At 35.6% G+C, this 19,672-nt stretch carries 16 protein-coding genes; 8 read left to right on the top strand and 8 right to left on the bottom strand.

The features are described 5' to 3' along the window. Positions 1 to 26 precede the first annotated feature (26 nt). Both QKW49_RS24190 and QKW49_RS24185 read left to right on the top strand, forming a co-directional pair. Complete coding sequence (locus QKW49_RS24190; protein ID WP_282865191.1) at positions 27 to 857, top strand: MerR family transcriptional regulator; 831 nt, start codon at positions 27 to 29, stop codon at positions 855 to 857. A 91-nt stretch (positions 858 to 948) separates the two neighbouring features. After that, a complete protein-coding gene (locus tag QKW49_RS24185; protein ID WP_282865190.1) occupies positions 949 to 2,340 on the top strand; it encodes an MATE family efflux transporter in 1,392 nt (463 codons plus the stop codon). 115 nt (positions 2,341 to 2,455) lie between these two features. Here QKW49_RS24185 and QKW49_RS24180 read toward each other — a convergent pair whose 3' ends face one another. The 8 genes from QKW49_RS24180 to QKW49_RS24145 all read right to left on the bottom strand — a co-directional run bounded on the left by QKW49_RS24180 (position 2,456) and on the right by QKW49_RS24145 (position 11,314). Beyond that, positions 2,456 to 2,983: a nitroreductase family protein gene (locus tag QKW49_RS24180; protein WP_282865189.1), complete on the bottom strand. Its 528-nt coding sequence runs from the start codon at positions 2,981 to 2,983 to the stop codon at positions 2,456 to 2,458. Between the two features lie 26 nt (positions 2,984 to 3,009). Next, positions 3,010 to 3,324, bottom strand: coding sequence for a pyrimidine/purine nucleoside phosphorylase (locus tag QKW49_RS24175; protein WP_282865188.1), 315 nt, complete (start codon positions 3,322 to 3,324; stop codon positions 3,010 to 3,012). Between the two features lie 861 nt (positions 3,325 to 4,185). Continuing rightward, complete coding sequence (locus QKW49_RS24170; protein ID WP_282865187.1) at positions 4,186 to 5,328, bottom strand: ABC transporter permease; 1,143 nt, start codon at positions 5,326 to 5,328, stop codon at positions 4,186 to 4,188. Further along, entirely contained in the window at positions 5,309 to 6,457 is a 1,149-nt protein-coding gene (locus QKW49_RS24165; RefSeq protein ID WP_282865186.1) for an ABC transporter permease, read from the bottom strand. The genes QKW49_RS24170 and QKW49_RS24165 overlap by 20 nt, the downstream gene beginning before the upstream one ends. A 52-nt stretch (positions 6,458 to 6,509) precedes the next feature. Then, positions 6,510 to 7,754 carry an efflux RND transporter periplasmic adaptor subunit gene (locus QKW49_RS24160; protein WP_282865185.1) on the bottom strand — a complete coding sequence of 415 codons (1,245 nt, stop codon included), beginning with the start codon at positions 7,752 to 7,754 and terminating at the stop codon, positions 6,510 to 6,512. 31 nt (positions 7,755 to 7,785) lie between these two features. Further along, positions 7,786 to 9,315, bottom strand: coding sequence for a TolC family protein (locus QKW49_RS24155; RefSeq protein ID WP_282865184.1), 1,530 nt, complete (start codon positions 9,313 to 9,315; stop codon positions 7,786 to 7,788). 382 nt (positions 9,316 to 9,697) lie between these two features. Further along, entirely contained in the window at positions 9,698 to 10,267 is a 570-nt protein-coding gene (locus QKW49_RS24150; RefSeq protein ID WP_282865183.1) for a TetR/AcrR family transcriptional regulator, read from the bottom strand. A gap of 108 nt (positions 10,268 to 10,375) precedes the next feature. Then, positions 10,376 to 11,314: a tetratricopeptide repeat protein gene (locus QKW49_RS24145; RefSeq protein ID WP_282865182.1), complete on the bottom strand. Its 939-nt coding sequence runs from the start codon at positions 11,312 to 11,314 to the stop codon at positions 10,376 to 10,378. A 279-nt stretch (positions 11,315 to 11,593) separates the two neighbouring features. On the opposite strand from QKW49_RS24145, the gene QKW49_RS24140 reads away from it, so the two are divergent. The 6 genes from QKW49_RS24140 to QKW49_RS24115 all read left to right on the top strand — a co-directional run bounded on the left by QKW49_RS24140 (position 11,594) and on the right by QKW49_RS24115 (position 19,658). Next, complete coding sequence (locus tag QKW49_RS24140) at positions 11,594 to 12,877, top strand: hypothetical protein (RefSeq protein WP_282865181.1); 1,284 nt, start codon at positions 11,594 to 11,596, stop codon at positions 12,875 to 12,877. Next, the gene (locus tag QKW49_RS24135; RefSeq protein ID WP_282865179.1) at positions 12,837 to 15,410 is read left to right on the top strand and encodes a helix-turn-helix domain-containing protein; all 2,574 of its coding nucleotides are present in this window, start codon (positions 12,837 to 12,839) and stop codon (positions 15,408 to 15,410) included. The genes QKW49_RS24140 and QKW49_RS24135 overlap by 41 nt, the downstream gene beginning before the upstream one ends. A 60-nt stretch (positions 15,411 to 15,470) precedes the next feature. Then, on the top strand, positions 15,471 to 16,817 hold the full coding sequence (locus QKW49_RS24130; protein WP_349239048.1) for a transposase: 1,347 nt from the start codon (positions 15,471 to 15,473) through the stop codon (positions 16,815 to 16,817). Between the two features lie 147 nt (positions 16,818 to 16,964). Then, a complete protein-coding gene (locus QKW49_RS24125) occupies positions 16,965 to 17,195 on the top strand; it encodes a hypothetical protein (protein WP_282865178.1) in 231 nt (76 codons plus the stop codon). After that, positions 17,192 to 18,997 (top strand): hypothetical protein, encoded by a 1,806-nt coding sequence (locus QKW49_RS24120; RefSeq protein ID WP_282865177.1) that lies wholly within the window; start codon positions 17,192 to 17,194, stop codon positions 18,995 to 18,997. Before QKW49_RS24125 ends, QKW49_RS24120 begins: the two co-directional genes overlap by 4 nt. After that, positions 18,981 to 19,658, top strand: coding sequence for a hypothetical protein (locus QKW49_RS24115; protein WP_282865176.1), 678 nt, complete (start codon positions 18,981 to 18,983; stop codon positions 19,656 to 19,658). The genes QKW49_RS24120 and QKW49_RS24115 overlap by 17 nt, the downstream gene beginning before the upstream one ends. The last annotated feature ends 14 nt before the right edge of the window (positions 19,659 to 19,672 follow it).

Raw genomic sequence — 19,672 nt, 5'->3', positions numbered from 1 at the left:
ATACTAAAGAATGGTAGAGAAATATTATGAAAACCGTAAAATTTACAATTGGACAATTATCAACAATTACGGGACTTTCCTCCCAAACTTTAAGATACTATGATAAAATCAACCTTTTCAAACCTGCATTTACTGATGCAGGTAATGACTATAGGTTTTATTTGCCTGAACAAATACCTGTTCTTAATGCCATATGCTATCTGAAACAATTAGGCTTTTCATTAAAGAATATAAAGACCTATTTACAACGAGACGATCTCCATCTCCTGCTAGATCTATTGATAAAACAAAGACTGCACATTACCAAACAAATTGAAGAATTGAAACTAAGTGAAGAACAGTTATCCGCACAAATCGAAACGCTTTGCAGCGGAATGAATTTTTACAACGGCTTTTACATAGAGATCAAAAATTTACCTGACCGTCTCACGGCTTACCTCTCTTTCAAGTCTAACAACAACATCGATAAGATTGTTCTAAAAGTAAATGATTTGATTGAAAAAATTGACCGGAGTGGTTGGAGACGCTTAGGTCCTCCTATTCTTATCCATCATAAAATAACTAAGAAAAATTCTGCCGATGATGCATGGATGGATATACGCTTTCGAGTTAAAGCAGAAAACGCTGTGTCCGACCTTCTTAAAGTCATTCCGGCAGGACAGTATGCATCGGTTTATCACAAAGGCCCTCACCATCAATTTGCTGAAACTTGTAATCTTCTGCATAAATGGGCATTAAAAAACGGATGGAGCGTCATCGGCCAAGCACTAAAAATTTTATCTATCGATATGACAACTACACCAAATCCTGAAAATTATATTACAGAAATACAACTACCCGTAAAAAAGAATTTATAGTATTAAAATCCAAGATGATCATTGACCTTATAGTAACTATAAGGCTTATAGTTATATTAAGCTGTCAAACATACTATAAGGGAGGATATTTATGGAAGATACTATCAATAGGATACTACGAAATGATAATGTTGAAAATGCTTTAATTAAGCTATCCATTCCTGCTATCATCGGAATGCTGATTACTGCCACTTATAATATCATCGACACATTCTTTATCGGTATTCTTGGCATCACAAGCGCTACAGCGGCCGTATCCATCGTCTTTCCGCTTTTTTTATTAATAGGTGCTTTAGGACTGGCTTTGGGTATTGGCGGGGGCACTTACATATCACGCATGCTTGGCTCACAGCAAAAAGATAGTGCTGATATTGCAGGTTCTATAACCATCTTCACTGTACTTGGTCTTTCTTCGCTATTTACAATCCCCGGTGTTTTATTTATGGAGCCTATTCTGAAAGCACTGGGCGCATCTCCTACCATTATGCCTTATGCTTGCGCATATGCAAGAATCCTTATATCAGGCACCCTATTTACTATGGGAAACATGGCAATGGATAATTTAGTAAGAGCAGAAGGAAATGCAAAACATAGTATGATGGTCATCATTGCGGGTACTGTTCTAAATGTGATCCTGGATCCGATATTTATATTCACTTTTGATCTAGGCGTCAAAGGTGCCGCTTTTGCGACAGTTCTTTCACAAGCTGTATCTTTTTTTCTTTTTTTGCATTATTACTTTAGTGGAAAAAGCTTTGTGAAAGTATCCATAAAGCTTTATACATTCTCTGCAAAGCTATTTATTGAGATTTTTCAGATAGGAGTCCCGGTTTTTATTAAACAGTTTCTTATAAGTATGTCCGCCGGCTTGGTAAATATTGCAGCCGCTTCCTATGGAGATTTCGCTGTTGCAGCAATGGGAATTACCATGCGTGTAACATCCATAGTAATCATGGTCATAATCGGATTCACTCAAGGATTTCAGCCATTAGCCGCATATAGCTATGGGGCAAAAAAGATTGATAGATTAAACCAAGCTATAAAGGTATCCATCCTCTGGCTTACCGGATTTACAGTAATCTCTGCGATACTGATTTCAATCTTGGCAAAATATATCGTCAGTTTATTCAGTGATGATATCCGATTAATCAATACCGGTGTAGAATTATTTCGCGCATTTAGTATCACTCTACCACTATTAGGTTTTATTTTTATATACGGTTCACTGTTTGAAGCATTAGGAAAAGGAGGGAAAGCTTTCTTCCAATCTTTATCCAGACAAGGTATCTTCTTTATCCCACCTTTATTTATTTTACCTATGTTCTTTGGTCTAAACGGCGTGATTTGGAGTCAGCCTCTTGCTGATTTGATAACCGTCTTTCTAACTATTATACTTGCGGGAAACCTAAAAAAAGAACTGCACTGTATCCAATGCGATAAAGATGCCCACTGTTATGATAAAAATCACTACAGCCTTCATTAAACACTTTATTTGTAATTTGATACATAACATAGCGGAACGCCGCAGAAGGCGTTCCCTTCACTATGACATATTGATGAAATTAAAAACGGTGATTATGTATCCTCAGGCAATGGGTTCATTCACTATACTTATCCCAATGTACGATGTCCTCTATTTTTTTTCGTTTCTGACTATGCCGTTCACTATCCGCCTGATCCATAGGATAGCCTAGCGGAAGCAGTGCAATGACTTCAAGATTTGAAGGAAGTTTCAGGATCTTATGACACTGCATGGAATTGAATGCGCAGACCCAGCAAGTACCAAGTCCTAAATCCGCTGCCGCTAATGTCATATGGTCAATGGCTATCGCTGCATCAATATCACAATGATCTTTGCCGTCGGCCCGTCTCCATGCAGTGCTGTGGTCACCACATATCACAATAATGGCCGGAGCACTTTTAATCCACTCCCTCGGATATGTACTGATGATATCCTTCTTGACTTGTTCATCTTGAACCACAATAAAACGCAGCGGCTGGAAATTCACAGCTGATGGTGCCACTCTTCCGGCTTCCAAAATCTCAAGTATTTTCTCCCGCTCTACAGGTATATTTTTATAGCTGCGTACAGAATATCTTTTCTTTGCCAATTCTATAAATACCATATTCCATCACCTCGAATCATGTTTTATTAGTTAAGGTATGAACAGCAGTAATCTGCTATTTCTTTCACTATCAATTTAAAACTGGAATTCGCAGGTACTTCAAAAGTCTGTCCTGCACTGATAGTAATCCAATCAGTATTATCCGGCAGTTTAACCTCCATAACACCCGCCATGATTTCCATGATTTCTTTCTGCGCTGTACCAAATTCATATTCCCCAGGCATCATAATCCCTAATGTTTTCTTTTCACCATTCTCAAATACTACTGTTCTGCTTGTAACTTTCCCATCATAATAAATATTAGCTTTCTTTATAATTGTAACATTATCAAATTGACCCATAATGATCATCCTCCTTAGCAGTTAATTATATCCATTATAAATAAACCGGCATAGAAAAACAAGGGTGATAAAAATCTTTATAATTTTTATAGCATCCATCTTTCCTAGTATCGCTTGAATGCCATCTCTTTTTCTCAACCATATTTATATAATTTCATTAATTTTTTTGATAAATATGTTATTCCTCATATTTTTGGTGGAATATATATTAAAAGGAGGCGATTACAACATATGACAAAGTAGCACTATTAAAAAACCGGATCGAATGTTTACGATCAGAACTAAATGAAGTCTATTGTGAAGAATCTATTCCTTATGAAAAAGTCGTTGAAATTAGCCAGCGCCTAGATTTACTTATTGTAAAATACCAAAAACTGTGCTCAAATTCAAACGATATTCAGAAGAAAAATTAGAAAATAAGAAATTGGGACAATCATCCCAATTTTTTTTGCGCAAATTAACTTTTTTGCATTTTATCTGCTTTTTCTTCCCATGTCACTCTCATTCTAAAGATATTCATTTTATATATCTACTTAAAATAAATTACAAAATAATTACATTTTTAGAATTTACTTGCATACTGTTTGTCTACTGTTGTATAATGCATATGCTGATTATTACTTCAAGGAGTGAATGAAATGAATAATGACGATAAAATCAAATCACTAAAAAAACAGATTTTAGAACTCCACACTACCATATCCAAAATTTATTCCGGAGAACTAAAAACTAGCCAAAATGCATTACAACTTATTCATGAACTAACATACCTAAATACCGAATATAAACGATTAAAATCATTGATCAAACAATAAAATACTTGAAAAGCCGATGAAGCAAGATCTTCATCGGCTTTTTTATTTATTTTGAAAGTTCTTCCTTTTTAAATCTGAATTTATAAAATATAACCACCACAGGCATCCACAACACGGTATATACTATCAATCCGGAAATATTTCTCAAAACTGTTTGAAAAGGAATTCCTTTAAAAAGAATCTCATCAAATGGTCTTACATAGTTGATCAAAGGCCATACCGCTTTAATCCCCATGGTTAAAGCCGCAGGCATCTGATCCTGAGGCCAGATATATCCTGCGGTTATGAATGTTGGTAGTGAAAGCATATAGGATATTTGTGAGTATTTTAATTTATCCTTTGTTAATGCACTAAGGAAAATAGCCGGACAACTAATGGCAATAACAAATAACACGGTAATCAGATATGCTGTACCGGCACTGCCCCTTATCACCACGCCATACAGCTTATTGAGCAGTATGAGTGCCGTAGTCTCGGATACGCTGACAAAAATAAGACAGGCCGCGATTTTGGCTAAAATATTTAACACAGTATGTGATTGCGCTGTTTCTTCGGTATTTCTTAGCAAAAGGGTTCCCATCGCTGACAACACCACCTGCTGTAAAAAAACTGCAACAAATCCCAAAATAAGGTAATTCATGTAAGACAATTTAGGATCGTACAGCATTCTTTCATTAAAATTAAATGATAATGCCATATTTTTTGCTTGCTCGGGTAATGCGCCTTTTGCTTGCAAGATTTTGATTTGTACACCTGCCGACATGGTTTGGATGATAGATGCCGCTTGGGCGTAAACATTATTTCCAATAATAACATTTGTTCCATCAATTACGATAAGTACTTCAGAAGATTTTCCCGATGCTATATCTCTGCCGAAGGCGGGAGGTATGTACAATCCTGCGTATACTTCTCCATCACGCAGCAGGTTTTCCAATTCTCCCCGGCCTGATACCGAATGAACCAACGTATACCTTTCATCATCGGCAAAATATTGAATAATGATTCTGCTAATGGCAGAGTTATCTTGATCACATACCGCCACCGGTATATCGTCCACATAGTCATTTAGATAAACACCGCCGATCCACATCGTCAAAAAGATAGGCCCTACAAGCAGAAGTACCATCATTCCCCAATGGGTCAATATATATCTGATTTCACTTTTTAGACTATTGATAATCAATTGCATTGTTTTCAACTTCTTTCACTGTGATGGAATGGATATACATGCCAAAAACCGCGATCATAAACATTACCGCTGTAAAACATAATAAGTATAATATATCTTGTTTGAATTCTCCGATGGTGCCTCCTCTTAAAAACAAGTTTCTTATATTCCCGGCATAATGATAATAAGGTATGATCCATGCGGTTTTTCTATAAAGCGCAGGCATCGCCATCACCGGCCAGGTATATCCTGCCATAATGGAATTAGGGATAATCAACAGCCCTGCCGCTACGATGGCAACCACACGGTTCTTAACCCATGCCGACACTGCGGTACTCAATGCGGATACTGCTAATGCCAGACCTGTACTCAGTATCAAGACCGTAAGGTAACTTCCTCTAAATGGGATTTTAAATACCTTATCCAGCACCATCATATTAATCATCAACGTCGTTATACCCACCATTGCGTAAAATAACAGTTTCCCTAGCACATACCCTGCTGCCGACCTTCTTTTTCCCATTTCGTATTGTATCGCCAACACTGCTGATAATGCGATACCTGTTTGACATATGGATGCAGAGAATCCGGGCACAATAAAATACAGAAAATTCCTGGTAGGATTATATAAAACTCGGTTTTGAAAACTTATCGGTAGAGCTGTCTGATAAGCTTGTGACTCGGTCATATTCATTTTTCCTTCCATCATCTGTATCGCGGCACCGGTCTTTAGCGTCAGCAGTATTTCACTGGCTTTCATTTTTGCGGTACTGACAATAGACATATGGCTTCCGTCATAGACCATTAATATGGTGGGAGATGTCCCCTTGACCACATTTTTACTGAAATCTTTAGGGATGACAATCGCCGTGCGTACCTTACTGCTATTTATCAGCTTTTCCAATTCCGCTTGTGTATCTACCCGATATTTTACATTGAAGGTTTCATTCTCAGCAAAGTATCGTATGATTTTTCTGCTCAATGACGAATTATCATCATCCAATACCGCGATAGGGATATTTTTAATGACACCCTTTGAAAGCTCCCAACCCATGATAAAGTTCACAAGTATTGGAATAATAAGTACCACCACAAGGGTTGTTTTTCTAACCTTCATCATCATCCATTCCTCTATTATGCTGTCAATCATAGTTCCACCACCAATCTAAGTATTTTACGATAAGCTATGTCTTTAATCCGTTTCAGCCTTTAAAGTCGATAAAAGCCGACATTCCAGGTCTCAATCTTTGTCGGTTATTCTCAAGTCTAATCTTTACCCCGAATACAACAATGTCAAATTCACCGTTGTTGTTGCTGGCTCTTTTCACCGCAAAATCAGGTTTTTTATTAATGGCGGAAACGGTACCTTGAAAGGTTTCTTCCGGGAATGCCGACAAGGTCACACTGACTTTCTGCCCTTCTTTGATTTTAGCAATATCTGTTTCTTTTATACTTACTTCTACCCACGCGTTATCTAAATTGCTGACTGTCGCTATGGACATACCCGAAGAAACCAATTCTCCTTCATCCGAGTTGATAACTGTGATTGTGCCGTCTATCGGCGCACAAAGATGGGTATCCTTAAGATATGCATCTACTTCTGCCAACGCGGCATTTGCCTGATCCATAAGCGCTTTCTGCGCCTCTACATTGGCTTCTGCCTGTAATATTACTGTATTGGCAGACTGTACCCCTGCTTGAGCTTGCTGGAGCAATGCTTTACTTGCCAATATTCCCGCATCCGCCTTCTGAGATATTGCTGCCGCTGCTGCTTTATCCTCCGCTCTTGCTCCTTCCTGGGCCATATTCAACTGTTGTTCATATAAATCCATTTGCGCCTTGGCTTCATCCCTTTTTTGTGCGGAAATTCCTCCTTTTTCATATAATCCGTTGACCCTCTCATAAGTTTTCTTTGCAAGATCATAAGCGATTCTAGCCCTTTCGATATCCTGGCTTCGTGCGCCATGATCTGCTTTATCTTTTTGCGCTTGAGCCGCATCTTTATCTTTATAGGAAGCTTCAAGTCCTGCTTGCGCCTGGGCTAGAACTCCCTGTGCAGCTTTTAATCCTGCCTGGGCCTGATTATACTTCTCTTGTGCTGCCTTGTGCGCAGCTTGGGCTGCAGAAAGCATTGCAATGATCTGTTCTTTCTTTGCTTGCAGCTCATCACTAGATATCCTCACTAATTCCTCCCCGGCTTTTACTTCCTGCCCTTCTTTTACACAAAGTTTTTCTATACGCCCCGGAATCTTCGTGTTGATACTTACCTCAGTTGCCTCCACCAGGCCTTGCGCTTTTAATACGTCGGCATTTTCTGTTGTTTCTTTCGCAAAAGAACCTCGGAATGCGAATACGGATAAAATACCAACCACTGCTATAGCAACAGCAATCGCTGTAATACGATATGATTTCTTCTGATTTAAGATATTGATTATTTTGTCCTTCATAATGACTTCACCCCACTCAATACATTTGACCTTATTTATAGGGAAGCTCCCCTATGTCGTTTAAGTATTTTACTCTTGCAAGATTATAACCGCTTGTCATCTCTACAAGTTTCCCCTCTATTTCCGCAAGATTCTCTTGCGAGGCGATAACTTCTGCCATTGTACCGGATAATGATTCGATATTTAATTTTTCCATCAATGCGCTTTCTGCAGGATATCCCATTTCATACTTATACCGGGCAATTTCAAGATTTTCCGCAGCTTTTTTTTGCATCTCTTGTATGATGGGCAGGCATTTCTGCAGAACATTCATGGTCTCATAAGATTGCCGGATCAATGTTGCTATCTCGCATTTTTTATCACTGAGCTCAAGTTCTTGTTTTTGCAGGAGCAGCTCCGCCTCTTTATACTCATTATCATTTTCATCGTATCCCGATGAACTGACCACTCTTTTAAGCTGCTGATACATTACCAGCTTTGCTTCTTCCGTTTTAATTTCCAACCTTTTCTCAAGACCGCTTTCTACGCCTTCTTCAATATTGAAGTATTTCTCTTTATCTGCCTCCACATCAGAGAGAAGCACCTGGGCGTCTGCCGGGAGATGGAGATTTTTCTTCAGTTCCAGCATGGCTTTGTTATACTCCTGTACAGCCATTTCATAAGCGATCCTTGTTGAATCATAATACGTTTCCGCAAGCAGCACATCTTCCTTGGCTTTTAATCCCAGATAATATGCGTTGCTGACTGCGTTATACTGTATTTGCCCTCTCTCCATTGTTTTTTCTCTTAACTGTACCAGCTTTTGATTCTTTAAAACATCGTAATAATTCTTCTGTATAAGCATAGCCACCTGATTTTTATAGATATCATAGGAATATGTAGTTATTTTTTTCATTTGTGAAGACATGGTCATCATCAATTCACCTAAAGGCTCTGAACGCAGTTCGGTGATAGTACTGGTGCCCAATTTATTTGAAATGCTTGCTATCGCATATGCCTTACTGACTTTTAGTTTTTGTTCACCGGATGTATAATCATTTACACCGTCTTCATATCTGGCCTTCCCATTCTTCAATGCTTGCTCAGCCTGGTCAAGCTGCGCTTGTACTTGTGCCCGGACAGTAGCGGCTAATGGCCCGAAAGCAGATATATCCGTACCTGCCGGATAACTGCTTCCATCAGGCAGGGTAATGTCCTGCGGTAGTTTATCCTGTGCAAAGAGTACTTGAGCTGCATTAAGCTGTGCTTCACTATCATAGAGGTCGTACATTCCTGCATAAAGGTTTTGTTGCGCAACATTCAATTGGATCTCCGCATCTTCCAAATCTTTTTTACTTTGTTGGCTGTTCTTGTCAATCACTTCACTAACCTCTATTTGATTTTTGACTTTCTGCATCGCAATACTGTTAGCTATTCCTAATTTTACTGCCTCATCAATATTAAGTTTTAATACAGTACTCTCAACTACAGCTTGTTTTTTTTTATCGGCGGCTCTAGCCGCTGATACATTTGTAATAAGCATAAAAACCATTAATAAGCATACTACGTTTTTTTGTTTCATTGAATCACCTTCTTTTTTATACTGACTAGTCAGTATATGATAGCGCGATTTTTAGGATTTGTCAATCTTATTGATTGGTTATAAAATCCATGTTTGCTCACATTTATACGTTTTTTTAAGTCTTTTGAGTTTTTATATATAAAATTTCAACTTATATATTTAATTTTGAGAATAAAAAAACACCCTAAGTAAATCCTAAGGCGTTAGATGTCTTTAGGAATGATGGAATAATAATACCCGATTTTCAAGCGAGGGATCTTTTGATAGTACAAGGCGGAGGAGACTTAAATATCTAGATATTTAAGCCGACGACAACGAAGCAATATCGAAAAATAGCCGCTTGAAAAATGGGAAATTATTATTTCGTCATTTCTTAGTATATTCATTTCAAAGCGATTCCATTGAAAGCATATTCTATCAAATCATCGATGATACCATCTATCGAAATCGTATCCCCGTTTAACACTTCATATAATGCAGCTGAAATAAGATTTCCAAAAAAATTGTAAGCAAAGAAAGATGCATTGCCTTTACGTATTAGATCTTTATCCATTGCATCCTGCATGATGTCACTGATATATCGGATATACTGATTAAGCTTATACCTAAGTTCACTATGTCTGATTTCCGTTCCCCAAAGCTGGCTTACAATAATACTAAAGAACGCCCTGTTTTTATATAGCAAATGAAGCTGAACCTCACATATTATCTTTAGTTTCTCCAATGGATTATCTTTATGAATAATAGCTTCTTTTGCAGCCTCATACATAAATGTAATGCCTTCTTCTATAACAAAATTAAAAAGCTCCTCTTTGCTCTTAAAGTGATAATACAAAGTTCCTTTTGCCACACCGGCATCAGACGCGATATTGTCCATAACTGCCCCTTTATAGCCACTTAATGAGAAGTTTTTTATTGCTGCATCAAAAATACTCTTTTTGGTCTTATCCATCTAAACACCTCGATCTGCCTAATTGACCGGTTCATATTATTTATCATTTATTATACACATATCAAAAACCTTTTAGCAAACTCTTTTTTCCGATCTTATCATGATTCGTTACTCAAATATCATCGAAATGACCTGTGTTTCTTCATTCCATTCTACAGTACATCCTATCCCCTGTGCGATATAGCGCAAAGGAAAGTATGCCCTTCCATTAATCATTACCAGCTTGGTATTTGATGTACGTCTCTCTTCGTTCACATAAGCTTTATCGTCATTCATCCAAAAATCCAGTTTCTTTTTTCTTATAAAAACCGAAACATGACTTTTATCTTCATCCCATCTGATACTGCCACCCAAGGCTTCTACCAAGCGTTCAATGGGTATTAGAGTTATCCCATCAACCCTAATGGGTACAGACCCGTTTTCCGGATCGATTTCTTTTTTGATGCCGTCGGCAAGCATCAACGGATTATTCACTTGAAATATGTAATTTTCTTTATACTTATCAAGCTGAATCAGTACTCTGCTTTTAAACTGGAGTATTATTAACGCAGATTGAGGTTCTAACAGCGCAGCCTTATCAAAATAAGACAGGGACTCCTGGCAATTACCCAGACCGGCTAAAGCCCTTCCCTTGTTATAGTAGGATACTGCATCTTCGGGTTTAATCTCAATGGATTTATCAAAAGCTTGGATAGCCTGCTCATACTGACCCATATTATAAAGTGCTCCGCCCTTATTATAATAAAAATCCGCATTATTAGGATTTATCTCGATGGCCTTATTAAAATTGATGATCGCACCATCATAATCTTCCAATAGGTTTAATATGCAACCTAAATTATTATATGCTCTAGCATCATCAGGTACTTCTTCAATGATTTTTTTATAGACTTCTACTGCCTCTTGATATTTCTCTTGCGCTGCCAACTGTTCCGCCTTTTCGTGGTAATTATTAACAGATAATGTCTCCGCTTGAACCCCTAACGGAAAAACGCTCAAAACTAGAAATAATACAACTAAACAAGAAATCATTTTTTTCAAATTCATACTTTCTTCCTCACTTTCTACTTGATTATCCTATCTTTACCAAGGCTATTATATCAAAAAAAACACCATGTTAAAAGATATATTAACAAACGCTGTATGGCCAAATCAAGTACCTCCGCAGATATGGTTCTTGCTATGTATCTAAAATATATGAAAGAAATTAAATATAAAGATCAATATTATTATTTGAAAACTTACTCAATTAGGTATCTAGCGTGTTTACGATTTTCTTCCAATTTGATATAGTATAAGAAGTGGTGAAAGAAAGGAATTTACGAGATGGGGCAGCTACTTAATTTTGAGCAAATAAAAAATAATAATGTTTTATATCTTACAAGTGATACAGTACGAGTAGGAGATATAAAAAAGAAAAATGAGGATATTGAAGGTGACTACCGTGTTCTTATTATTGTAAAAAACAAAATTGATGGCAGGATAAAACCTCACCCATTTACACAAATACTAGATGAATGTTGGCCCGGGAGCGCTTTAGCTACATTAAAAGCTAAGGCAAATTTTATTACCCCTTTTCTCAACTATTGTCTATTTGAAAGAGCAGAGATATGGAATATTCATTCATTATCGGAATTAACTTTTGACCATTTAAAAGAGTATTTGACTGAATATAGGCAAAAACGAGAGTTAAGTACTGTATTGCGATGCAAAAATACATTAGATAAGGTTTATCATTATCTCGCAAAAAAGGGATATCTTAAATATATATCAGTAGATGATTTCGATTATATTTCTAGCAAAAATAATAAACTACTAACACCCATATCTAGAATGACACTTCGATTAGGTTCAGCAGAAAGTAGTGATAATCCATATGTTCTACATGACTTGCCTAATGAATTAGTATTGCCTTTCCTTACGATAGCTCTGAAAAAATGTCCCAGAATTGCTCTAGGAGTCTTTATGCAGATATACGGAGGCCTACGGGTCGCAGATATTTTAAATACTACCAGAGAAGCTATTGTTCCAATCGGAGATGGTGAAATAGGCTTTGTAGTGAATATTAAAAGTCGGGATATGTGGCCTAAAAGAAAAATGAATACAACTAATGGGCGTGTAAAAGTACCAAGATATCAAAAGATTGAAGGCGGCTTAGGGATAGTTAGACGGGTATATAACAATCATATTCGAAAATATCAATGTAAGGATGCAACAAATGCACTTTTTGTAAATACTAAAGGTGAAGCAATGACTATTGAATGCTATAGATACTATTTTCAAAAGCTAAGAAGAGAATTTATATTATATCTCAAAGCAAGTCCCAATCCTTCAGTAAGAGAAAAAGGTTATGACTTAGAAGGGTTGAAGTGGAATACTCATCTTGGGCGGGGAATATTTTCTAATTTAATAGCAGAAGCAGCATCATGTGCTACAGAGCTTGCGGTAGCTAGAGGGGACAGAACTTTGGAGGCTGCACTAGGATATGTTCGCAACTCGATGCGGACACGAAATTTTATTGAAAAAAATCAAGAAGGGATGTATGCTGAATTCTTTATGGATCTGATGTTTGCTACCGCAGAACAAAACCCCATACAGAATAGTAAGTAAAGATAGCGCCATGGACATCAATACTATTAATTACGATAAATTATATACAATTCGAGAGGTAGCTCAAATACTAGATATGTGTCAAGAAACACTCAGTCAATGGTCTTGCAAAGGTTTTATTGATGCTATTAAAGCTAAGGGACAAAAGACTTTGATTAAAGGCGAAATTGTGAAAAATATGTTAGAAGATAAAAAATTTATTCAGAACGCATATACTACTGTAGAAGCAGCTCGTATTATTGGTGTATCCCGTAATTGTATTACAGCGAATATTCGCAAAGGATTCATAAAAAACTATAAAAAGATATATAATGCCTACTATATTCCAAAGGATGAAGTATCTGCATATGCAAAAAATCCTATGGCATATCTTAAAAATGAAGCTATAGATACAAAATTCTATTCTTCTTCACAGGTAGCGAAAGAGTTGAATATTAACTTAAATACGTTTACTAATTGGGCTCGATCTGGTTTTATACAGACTTATAGTGTAAAAAGCAGATTATATATATCTGAAAAAGAATTTGATAGACTAAAAGTACAAGAAGATTTCAAAAAAAATTCATATACATCTTCACAAATAGCAAATATGTTTGGATATGCTAAAGATGCAAAAATAGATAATATACTAAGTCATGTAGCACCGATAAAAACACAAAGTATTTGTGGGATCAAATACTTTGAGAAAGCACCTATTGATCGTTTTTTTGATAGAGTTAAAAATGATTATTATTCGATCGAAGAAGTTTCTGAACTTTTTAATATTTCTCTTGATAGAATTTATTATATGAATTCGAAAAAAATATTTGAACAACCTTTAAAAGTTGGCAAGAAAGTTTTTATATCCAAGGAGTTGGTAGACCAAATAAAAAAAGAAGAGGAAGAATCGTTAACATATGAGGATGTAAAAGAACAATATAATATTAGTTTATCGTCCATTTACTCATTAATTTCCAGGAATAATGATATAATAACTTTTAGATCAAAACTCGATGGTAGGATAAGAATTTTAAAGAAATCCTTTGAGTCCTATGTTCAAAAAATATACAAAAATAGGATGCAAAAAAAACAAATAGATCCATACGCACTTCTCGTTGAAAGACTTACACTATTGAGTGATACAAAATGGCAAAATACATATGCTTTGTGTCAGGAATGGAGTATCCAGCGTTTAAACAATTTAGCAATTTCGCAACGGAAAATATATTCGCAGCAGATATCTGATTTAACCAAAAAACTTTTAGAATATCTTAGTTGTGAATTATATGATTGTTCTGATGAAGAAATTAAAATATTTTCTGCATCACTACCTATAAGTGGAATAAAGCATATGCCCAGTTTATTGGATTTTTGCAAAATGCGATGTAGGGAAAAATGTAAGTTTCAGATATCTATTCGTTCTCCTAGAAAAAAAACTGTTAAGTATAACAGTGATACTAATGCATCCATGAAAAAAGAAATATACAGCCGCGATGAATGGTTTAAATATTTATCAATTTTGGAAGATATAGACCGTCATATTGGAAAGGCTTTTGCCGACTATCGTTATACCAGTGTTTGGGCTTACTCACTACTTCATTTTTCACTATCTTGGCGTAAATCTGATATGATCCGAATTCCAAATATAGATTTGGAGGAAATAGGTGTTTGTAGTTTTGAATGGTTTCGCAATGGAAATCCATTCACCTTGACATTAGCAGAAAAAATTGTACAACAGCTCGTATTTAAAACGAGAGGAATGAAGCCGCAAAAGAGAGGAAAAAATGGGAAGATGGATTTGATTTTTACCGTCGGGAAATATCAGAGAATACCGTTAACGATTGCGTTGGTTATTCTTGAAATACATAGGAGGAATCAAAATAAGGAGCGATTGTTTGAGATAATTAATAGCACAGTGCCTAATGCCAGTGACTATAAAAAACTTTTTGAACCCGAAAAAATTCCCCCATTATCCAACCGTAAATGCAACAAATCACTATTGACCTTCTGCGTAGAGCATGCAAACAAAAAAGAAGGCAGCAAATTATTAGCATATATGTTAGGTACAGCATCAAGGTCTCACGACCCTAAAAAAGGCCAAGAACTGGCTCTGATGACTCGGTTATATATACAGGATACGACAAATGAAGGATCTATTAATCATATTGTATATAATCAGTGTAGAAGAGGCCATTTTGGAGTATCCTTTTATTTGTTGCTTTCTATTGCCTATGATCTAAAAGATTGGACTATTGAAGAAGTGACTACAGTTATTGAAAAGTTAAATAGACAATACACTCCCATGGGAATTGAAACTGTTGCCGAATTTCTTTTGTATAAACGTCAGGAAATGGAAAATGTATTTAAAGAATTAATAATTTCTCCTTCTGAAAATATCAGACAACTTCTGGATGCTATTATACATGGTAAAAGGCCATCAAAACTCAATTATGTTTCATGTTTAAAAGGTTATAAACACTGTCCTTTTAAATATAACTATAGTTTTGCACTTTTTAAATTACATGCATCAATTACCAGCATAAAAGCACAATAAAATAGGAATATAGATATTGCAGGGCACCGGCCCAATCCCTTAAAAAGGAGCGATTCTGCAATGACTATCTACATTCCTATGGAAATAATCCAGTTACTATTATTTCCAAAAGAATGCTTTAAATGCATAAAAACTTATAATTATTTTATTTGCTATATATGGTGCCTACTTGTGGTTCCAGGCAAGAAAACTACCAGAAAGCTGTATCGGCATTGCTTTTTCTTTCGTAAAGACGTATCTAGTTGGTGTAGGTTCTTTACGGAGTATAAATGGGATTATACAGAAGTTATAAGAAAAATGTTTTTGCTGCTTCTGAACTTGTTCCCAAATGAACTCATGGTACATGGTAAGATTCAAGCCTGCTTTGATACTACTTTGAATGCAAAAGATTCTAAGAAAGTAATCGGCATTCAAAAATGGGATAACCACAGCGGTAATGCTGATGCTGGTGAATATATTATAGGACATCACTGGGGAGTACTTGGTATTACAGGCTTTTTCAAAAACCAATATATTAGCTTCCTTATTTCCTTTAAACTCGTTACAGGAAAGCTTGCAAAGAGCCAATGGAAATGTAATCAATCAGGCCAAGCAGAACCATTAAAAATCTGGGATGTTGCACATGCTCAAATACTCCAGTTAAATCAATGGGTATTACAAAGCGGTCATAAACTACGTACCGTAGAAGATGCATACTTTGCAAACAAACCTTTTATTCAGCCATTGCTTGACCAAGGCATTGATGTTGTTACTAAATTAAGAGCTGATGCTGTAGCACGTTTAGACCCTGAACCGCAATCGCAGAAAAAAAGGGGTCGTAAGCCCAAATATGGCAAACAAATTAAAGTTCGTGAACTTTGGAATCTTACCGAACATGAAATTGTTACTGTACAGCTTTACGGCAAAATTCAAACTATAGAAATTGCTGTAGCCGATGTTTGCATGCTCAAGTTATCCAAAAAGGTTCGTACGGTAGTGCTCCATACTAATAAAGGTAAGCTAATGGCATTAATCAGTACAGATACAACCCTCACTGCTGCCCAGATTATTGAAATATACGGTTCCCGTTTTTCAATAGAATTGGCAATACGCGATGTTAAGCAGTATCTCGGTTTTGGAGAATACCAACACCACAGCTTATTACCTGTATTACGATTTTTACACACTGTTGGTATCGCCTATAATATTGGTAAAATTGTACTTATAAAGTATGGCAAGTGCAAATGGTTAAATATTACTTCCGATACAGGGGATACCCCTTGGGTATCAGAGTTAAGTTTTTCCAAGCTACGGTATTGTTTGAGAAAGTATGCCTTGGGAAAACTTGTATTCGCTGATTCCGCACCAGAAGCGGAACAGCATGAAATTGTCTTGGATAAAGATGCTATCGTGGACTTCGTTGCATAATGCACAGTGGGTTTTTATGGTAACACATTTACCCAAGAGTTTTCTGCAAAACTATAGAAATATAAGTCTCCTGAGTTCTGCATAACATGTCCATTTGGCGTATATAGAGACTATATTCTTTTTACAGTAAAAGATGAAATATATAAAATGTTAGAGCTATTACAAAAGACTCCAGCACATAGGGTTAACGAGAAGAAAAAATACTGTTATTTACTTAATAAATTATTATATATACTGTTTGAAGCAAAGGTGGAATATGAACAATATGCGCCGGATTACCTAGAAGTTTTTATTGATATGAATGATTTGGAGAAAAAATTGGGTTCTTTAGGATGTCTGACGCAGCAGTCATCCCTAGAATGTGAGGAAAACTTATGAATCTAAATGTTGTTAAGTCTAAAAAAACAGGTATAAAAGTAGTAAGTTTGAGTAAATATGGAGAATTTAAGATTCCTATTGAACAAATATTAAAATTTGATGTTAACGATATACAAATCTATAAGCAAAAATTTATTTCTTTAAGTCGAAAAGGAATCATATATAGTGGTGAGTTTAATGATAATAGATGGATACTATCTAACGCTGAGGATTTTGAGCAGCGTTCCAGAGTAGAATTTGAAACTCCATTTGGAAAAGAACCATGCTTGGCATTAAAATTCTATACTATCGTTAAACTAGAAGATCAATATGCAACTATGGGTTTTGTGAAAAAATCTGTGCATCACATATACAAATTCATTATTTTATCGAAGCTTTTTCGTGTAGAATACTGGAATAATAACGTTAAATCGTGGTTATTAAAATATAGTAGAAGTACGCAACGAGATATTATGAGCATATTACTGGAGTTTTTATCATTCTATTCTGTGAATGACAGTGAACAGTATATAGAAAATATATTAAAAATGCTTAGAGTAGAACCTCCTACTCCTAGAAAATTACCTAACTACAGAAGCATTATTTGGTTTGACTTTATTCTAGATCACTATTTACAGCAATGTAAAGAAGCTGATAAGCTTAAATACTTTCCAGTTTTACTGTGGTGGATTATTACTAAAATAATTCCTATGCGCCCTATAGAATTTGTTTCCTTAAGGATCAATTGCTGTGAGTATGATTCAAATCAAGGTAAGTACTTCTTAAACATCATAAGAAGGAAAGTGTTTAGTTTAGAGAAGAAGATGAACTCTAGAGAGGTCACCCAGAGACTGCAAATTGATAAAGGTATATACAATTTAATTGAAGAATACAAAGTATGTACACAAGATGACTCTGACAGGAAATACTTGCTATCATATAAAAAATATAACGATTCTATAGAGCTAAAAGCTGTTCAAAAATCGGCTAATACACAGAAATATAATCCACATGTTTTGAACCTTACACAATTGAGGGATTTGCTCAACTGTTTCTATTCAGAAATAATAGAAAAACAATATAATAAAGAAACAATAATTAAATCTCACTTGCGGGAAGCAAAAAAAATCGGTGATGATGTAACTGATAAGCTTGTTAGATTGCAACTGGGAGATACAAGGCATCTGTCTATTTGTTATCTATTGTTACAAGGACATAATCCTAAAACAATTGCAGAAATGGCATGGCATGATGACATTAATAAACATTTGAATGGATATTCTTTTCACACTCCTGAATTTGTTGATGCCAATATACATGTACTTGCGCAAAAAATAAAAAGCATGCATCTTGATAAATGTAATGTTGTGAATAGTTTTCTGGAAGAGCCTGAATTTATAGTACAAAGAGCTTTAGAAATGATTAAAGGGTCGAAAGAAATCCAAAGAAATGTAGAAGACTTTGGATGTACCAGCAAAAAATTCCCCTATGAATGTAATGAACGAAGATGTCTATATTGCGCCCAAAACGTTCTTTTGACAGATAATAATGATATTGAACAGGAGATACGAATTAAAGCTGAATCTGAAAAGATACAGGAAGATATTAAGCGACAGCTAGATTTTATCCGGTGTTTTACCGAGAATATGACAGATATCGGGGCCCTAGACCTTAAGACGGGAGCCTGTGATGTCGAAGCGCAGGAAAAGTTGGAAACTGCTTCGAATAACTTAAAAACTCGAATAATACAAAAAGCACTGCTCGAGTCCTATATATTGCAAAAAGACGAAAAGAATAGAGGGATCAATGATGCTAAACAATGATGCTGATCAAAAAAGTAAAGCTGGTAGAAAACCCGTATATCCATATGAGTTTATGCTAAGAGAGTTAGAAACTTATGTAGCTCAAAATAATGGAGAAGAGATAACCATTGCAGGATTGGCTAAAAATACGAAAATCAATAAAAAGCATATTTGGAGAGATAATAAAGCCATTCGTCAAGTTATAGACAAAATTAATGGGCAACAAATGGGAATGCTTGCAGATACAGTAGCTTATGAAATATCACCTGGACCTTTTCGTGGTTACACTATTATTGTTGAGCAATATTTTAATAATAAGAAAATATTGATAAAAAAAGCTTTGGAACAGGATAATTTGGTTAATTCATACCGCCAAGATGCATTGGAAGGATACAAATTTAAAAAAGAAAATGATCGATTGAAAGACCAAAATGCAAAACTTGAACGAGAATTAGAAGTGGCAGTTACAGAAATCGGATTCCTAAAGAAGAAGATCGAATATTATGAAAATGAAATTAAAAAAATGGCTATTCAATCTACTGATCCGTCGATAAAAAGTAATAAAAGTAATAAAAATAATATAAAGATGAAAAAGGCTGCTCTAAAACTTGAAGAATGTGATTTAGAGATAACAAATATTAAACAATTGTTTAATGAGCTAAAAATAAAATACAACAAATAAAATAAAATTTTTGC

It is taken from the genome of Petroclostridium sp. X23 (genome assembly GCF_030013905.1).
GTDB lineage: Bacteria > Bacillota > Clostridia > SK-Y3 > SK-Y3 > X23.
This window is presented reverse-complemented; position numbering and strand designations above follow the sequence as displayed.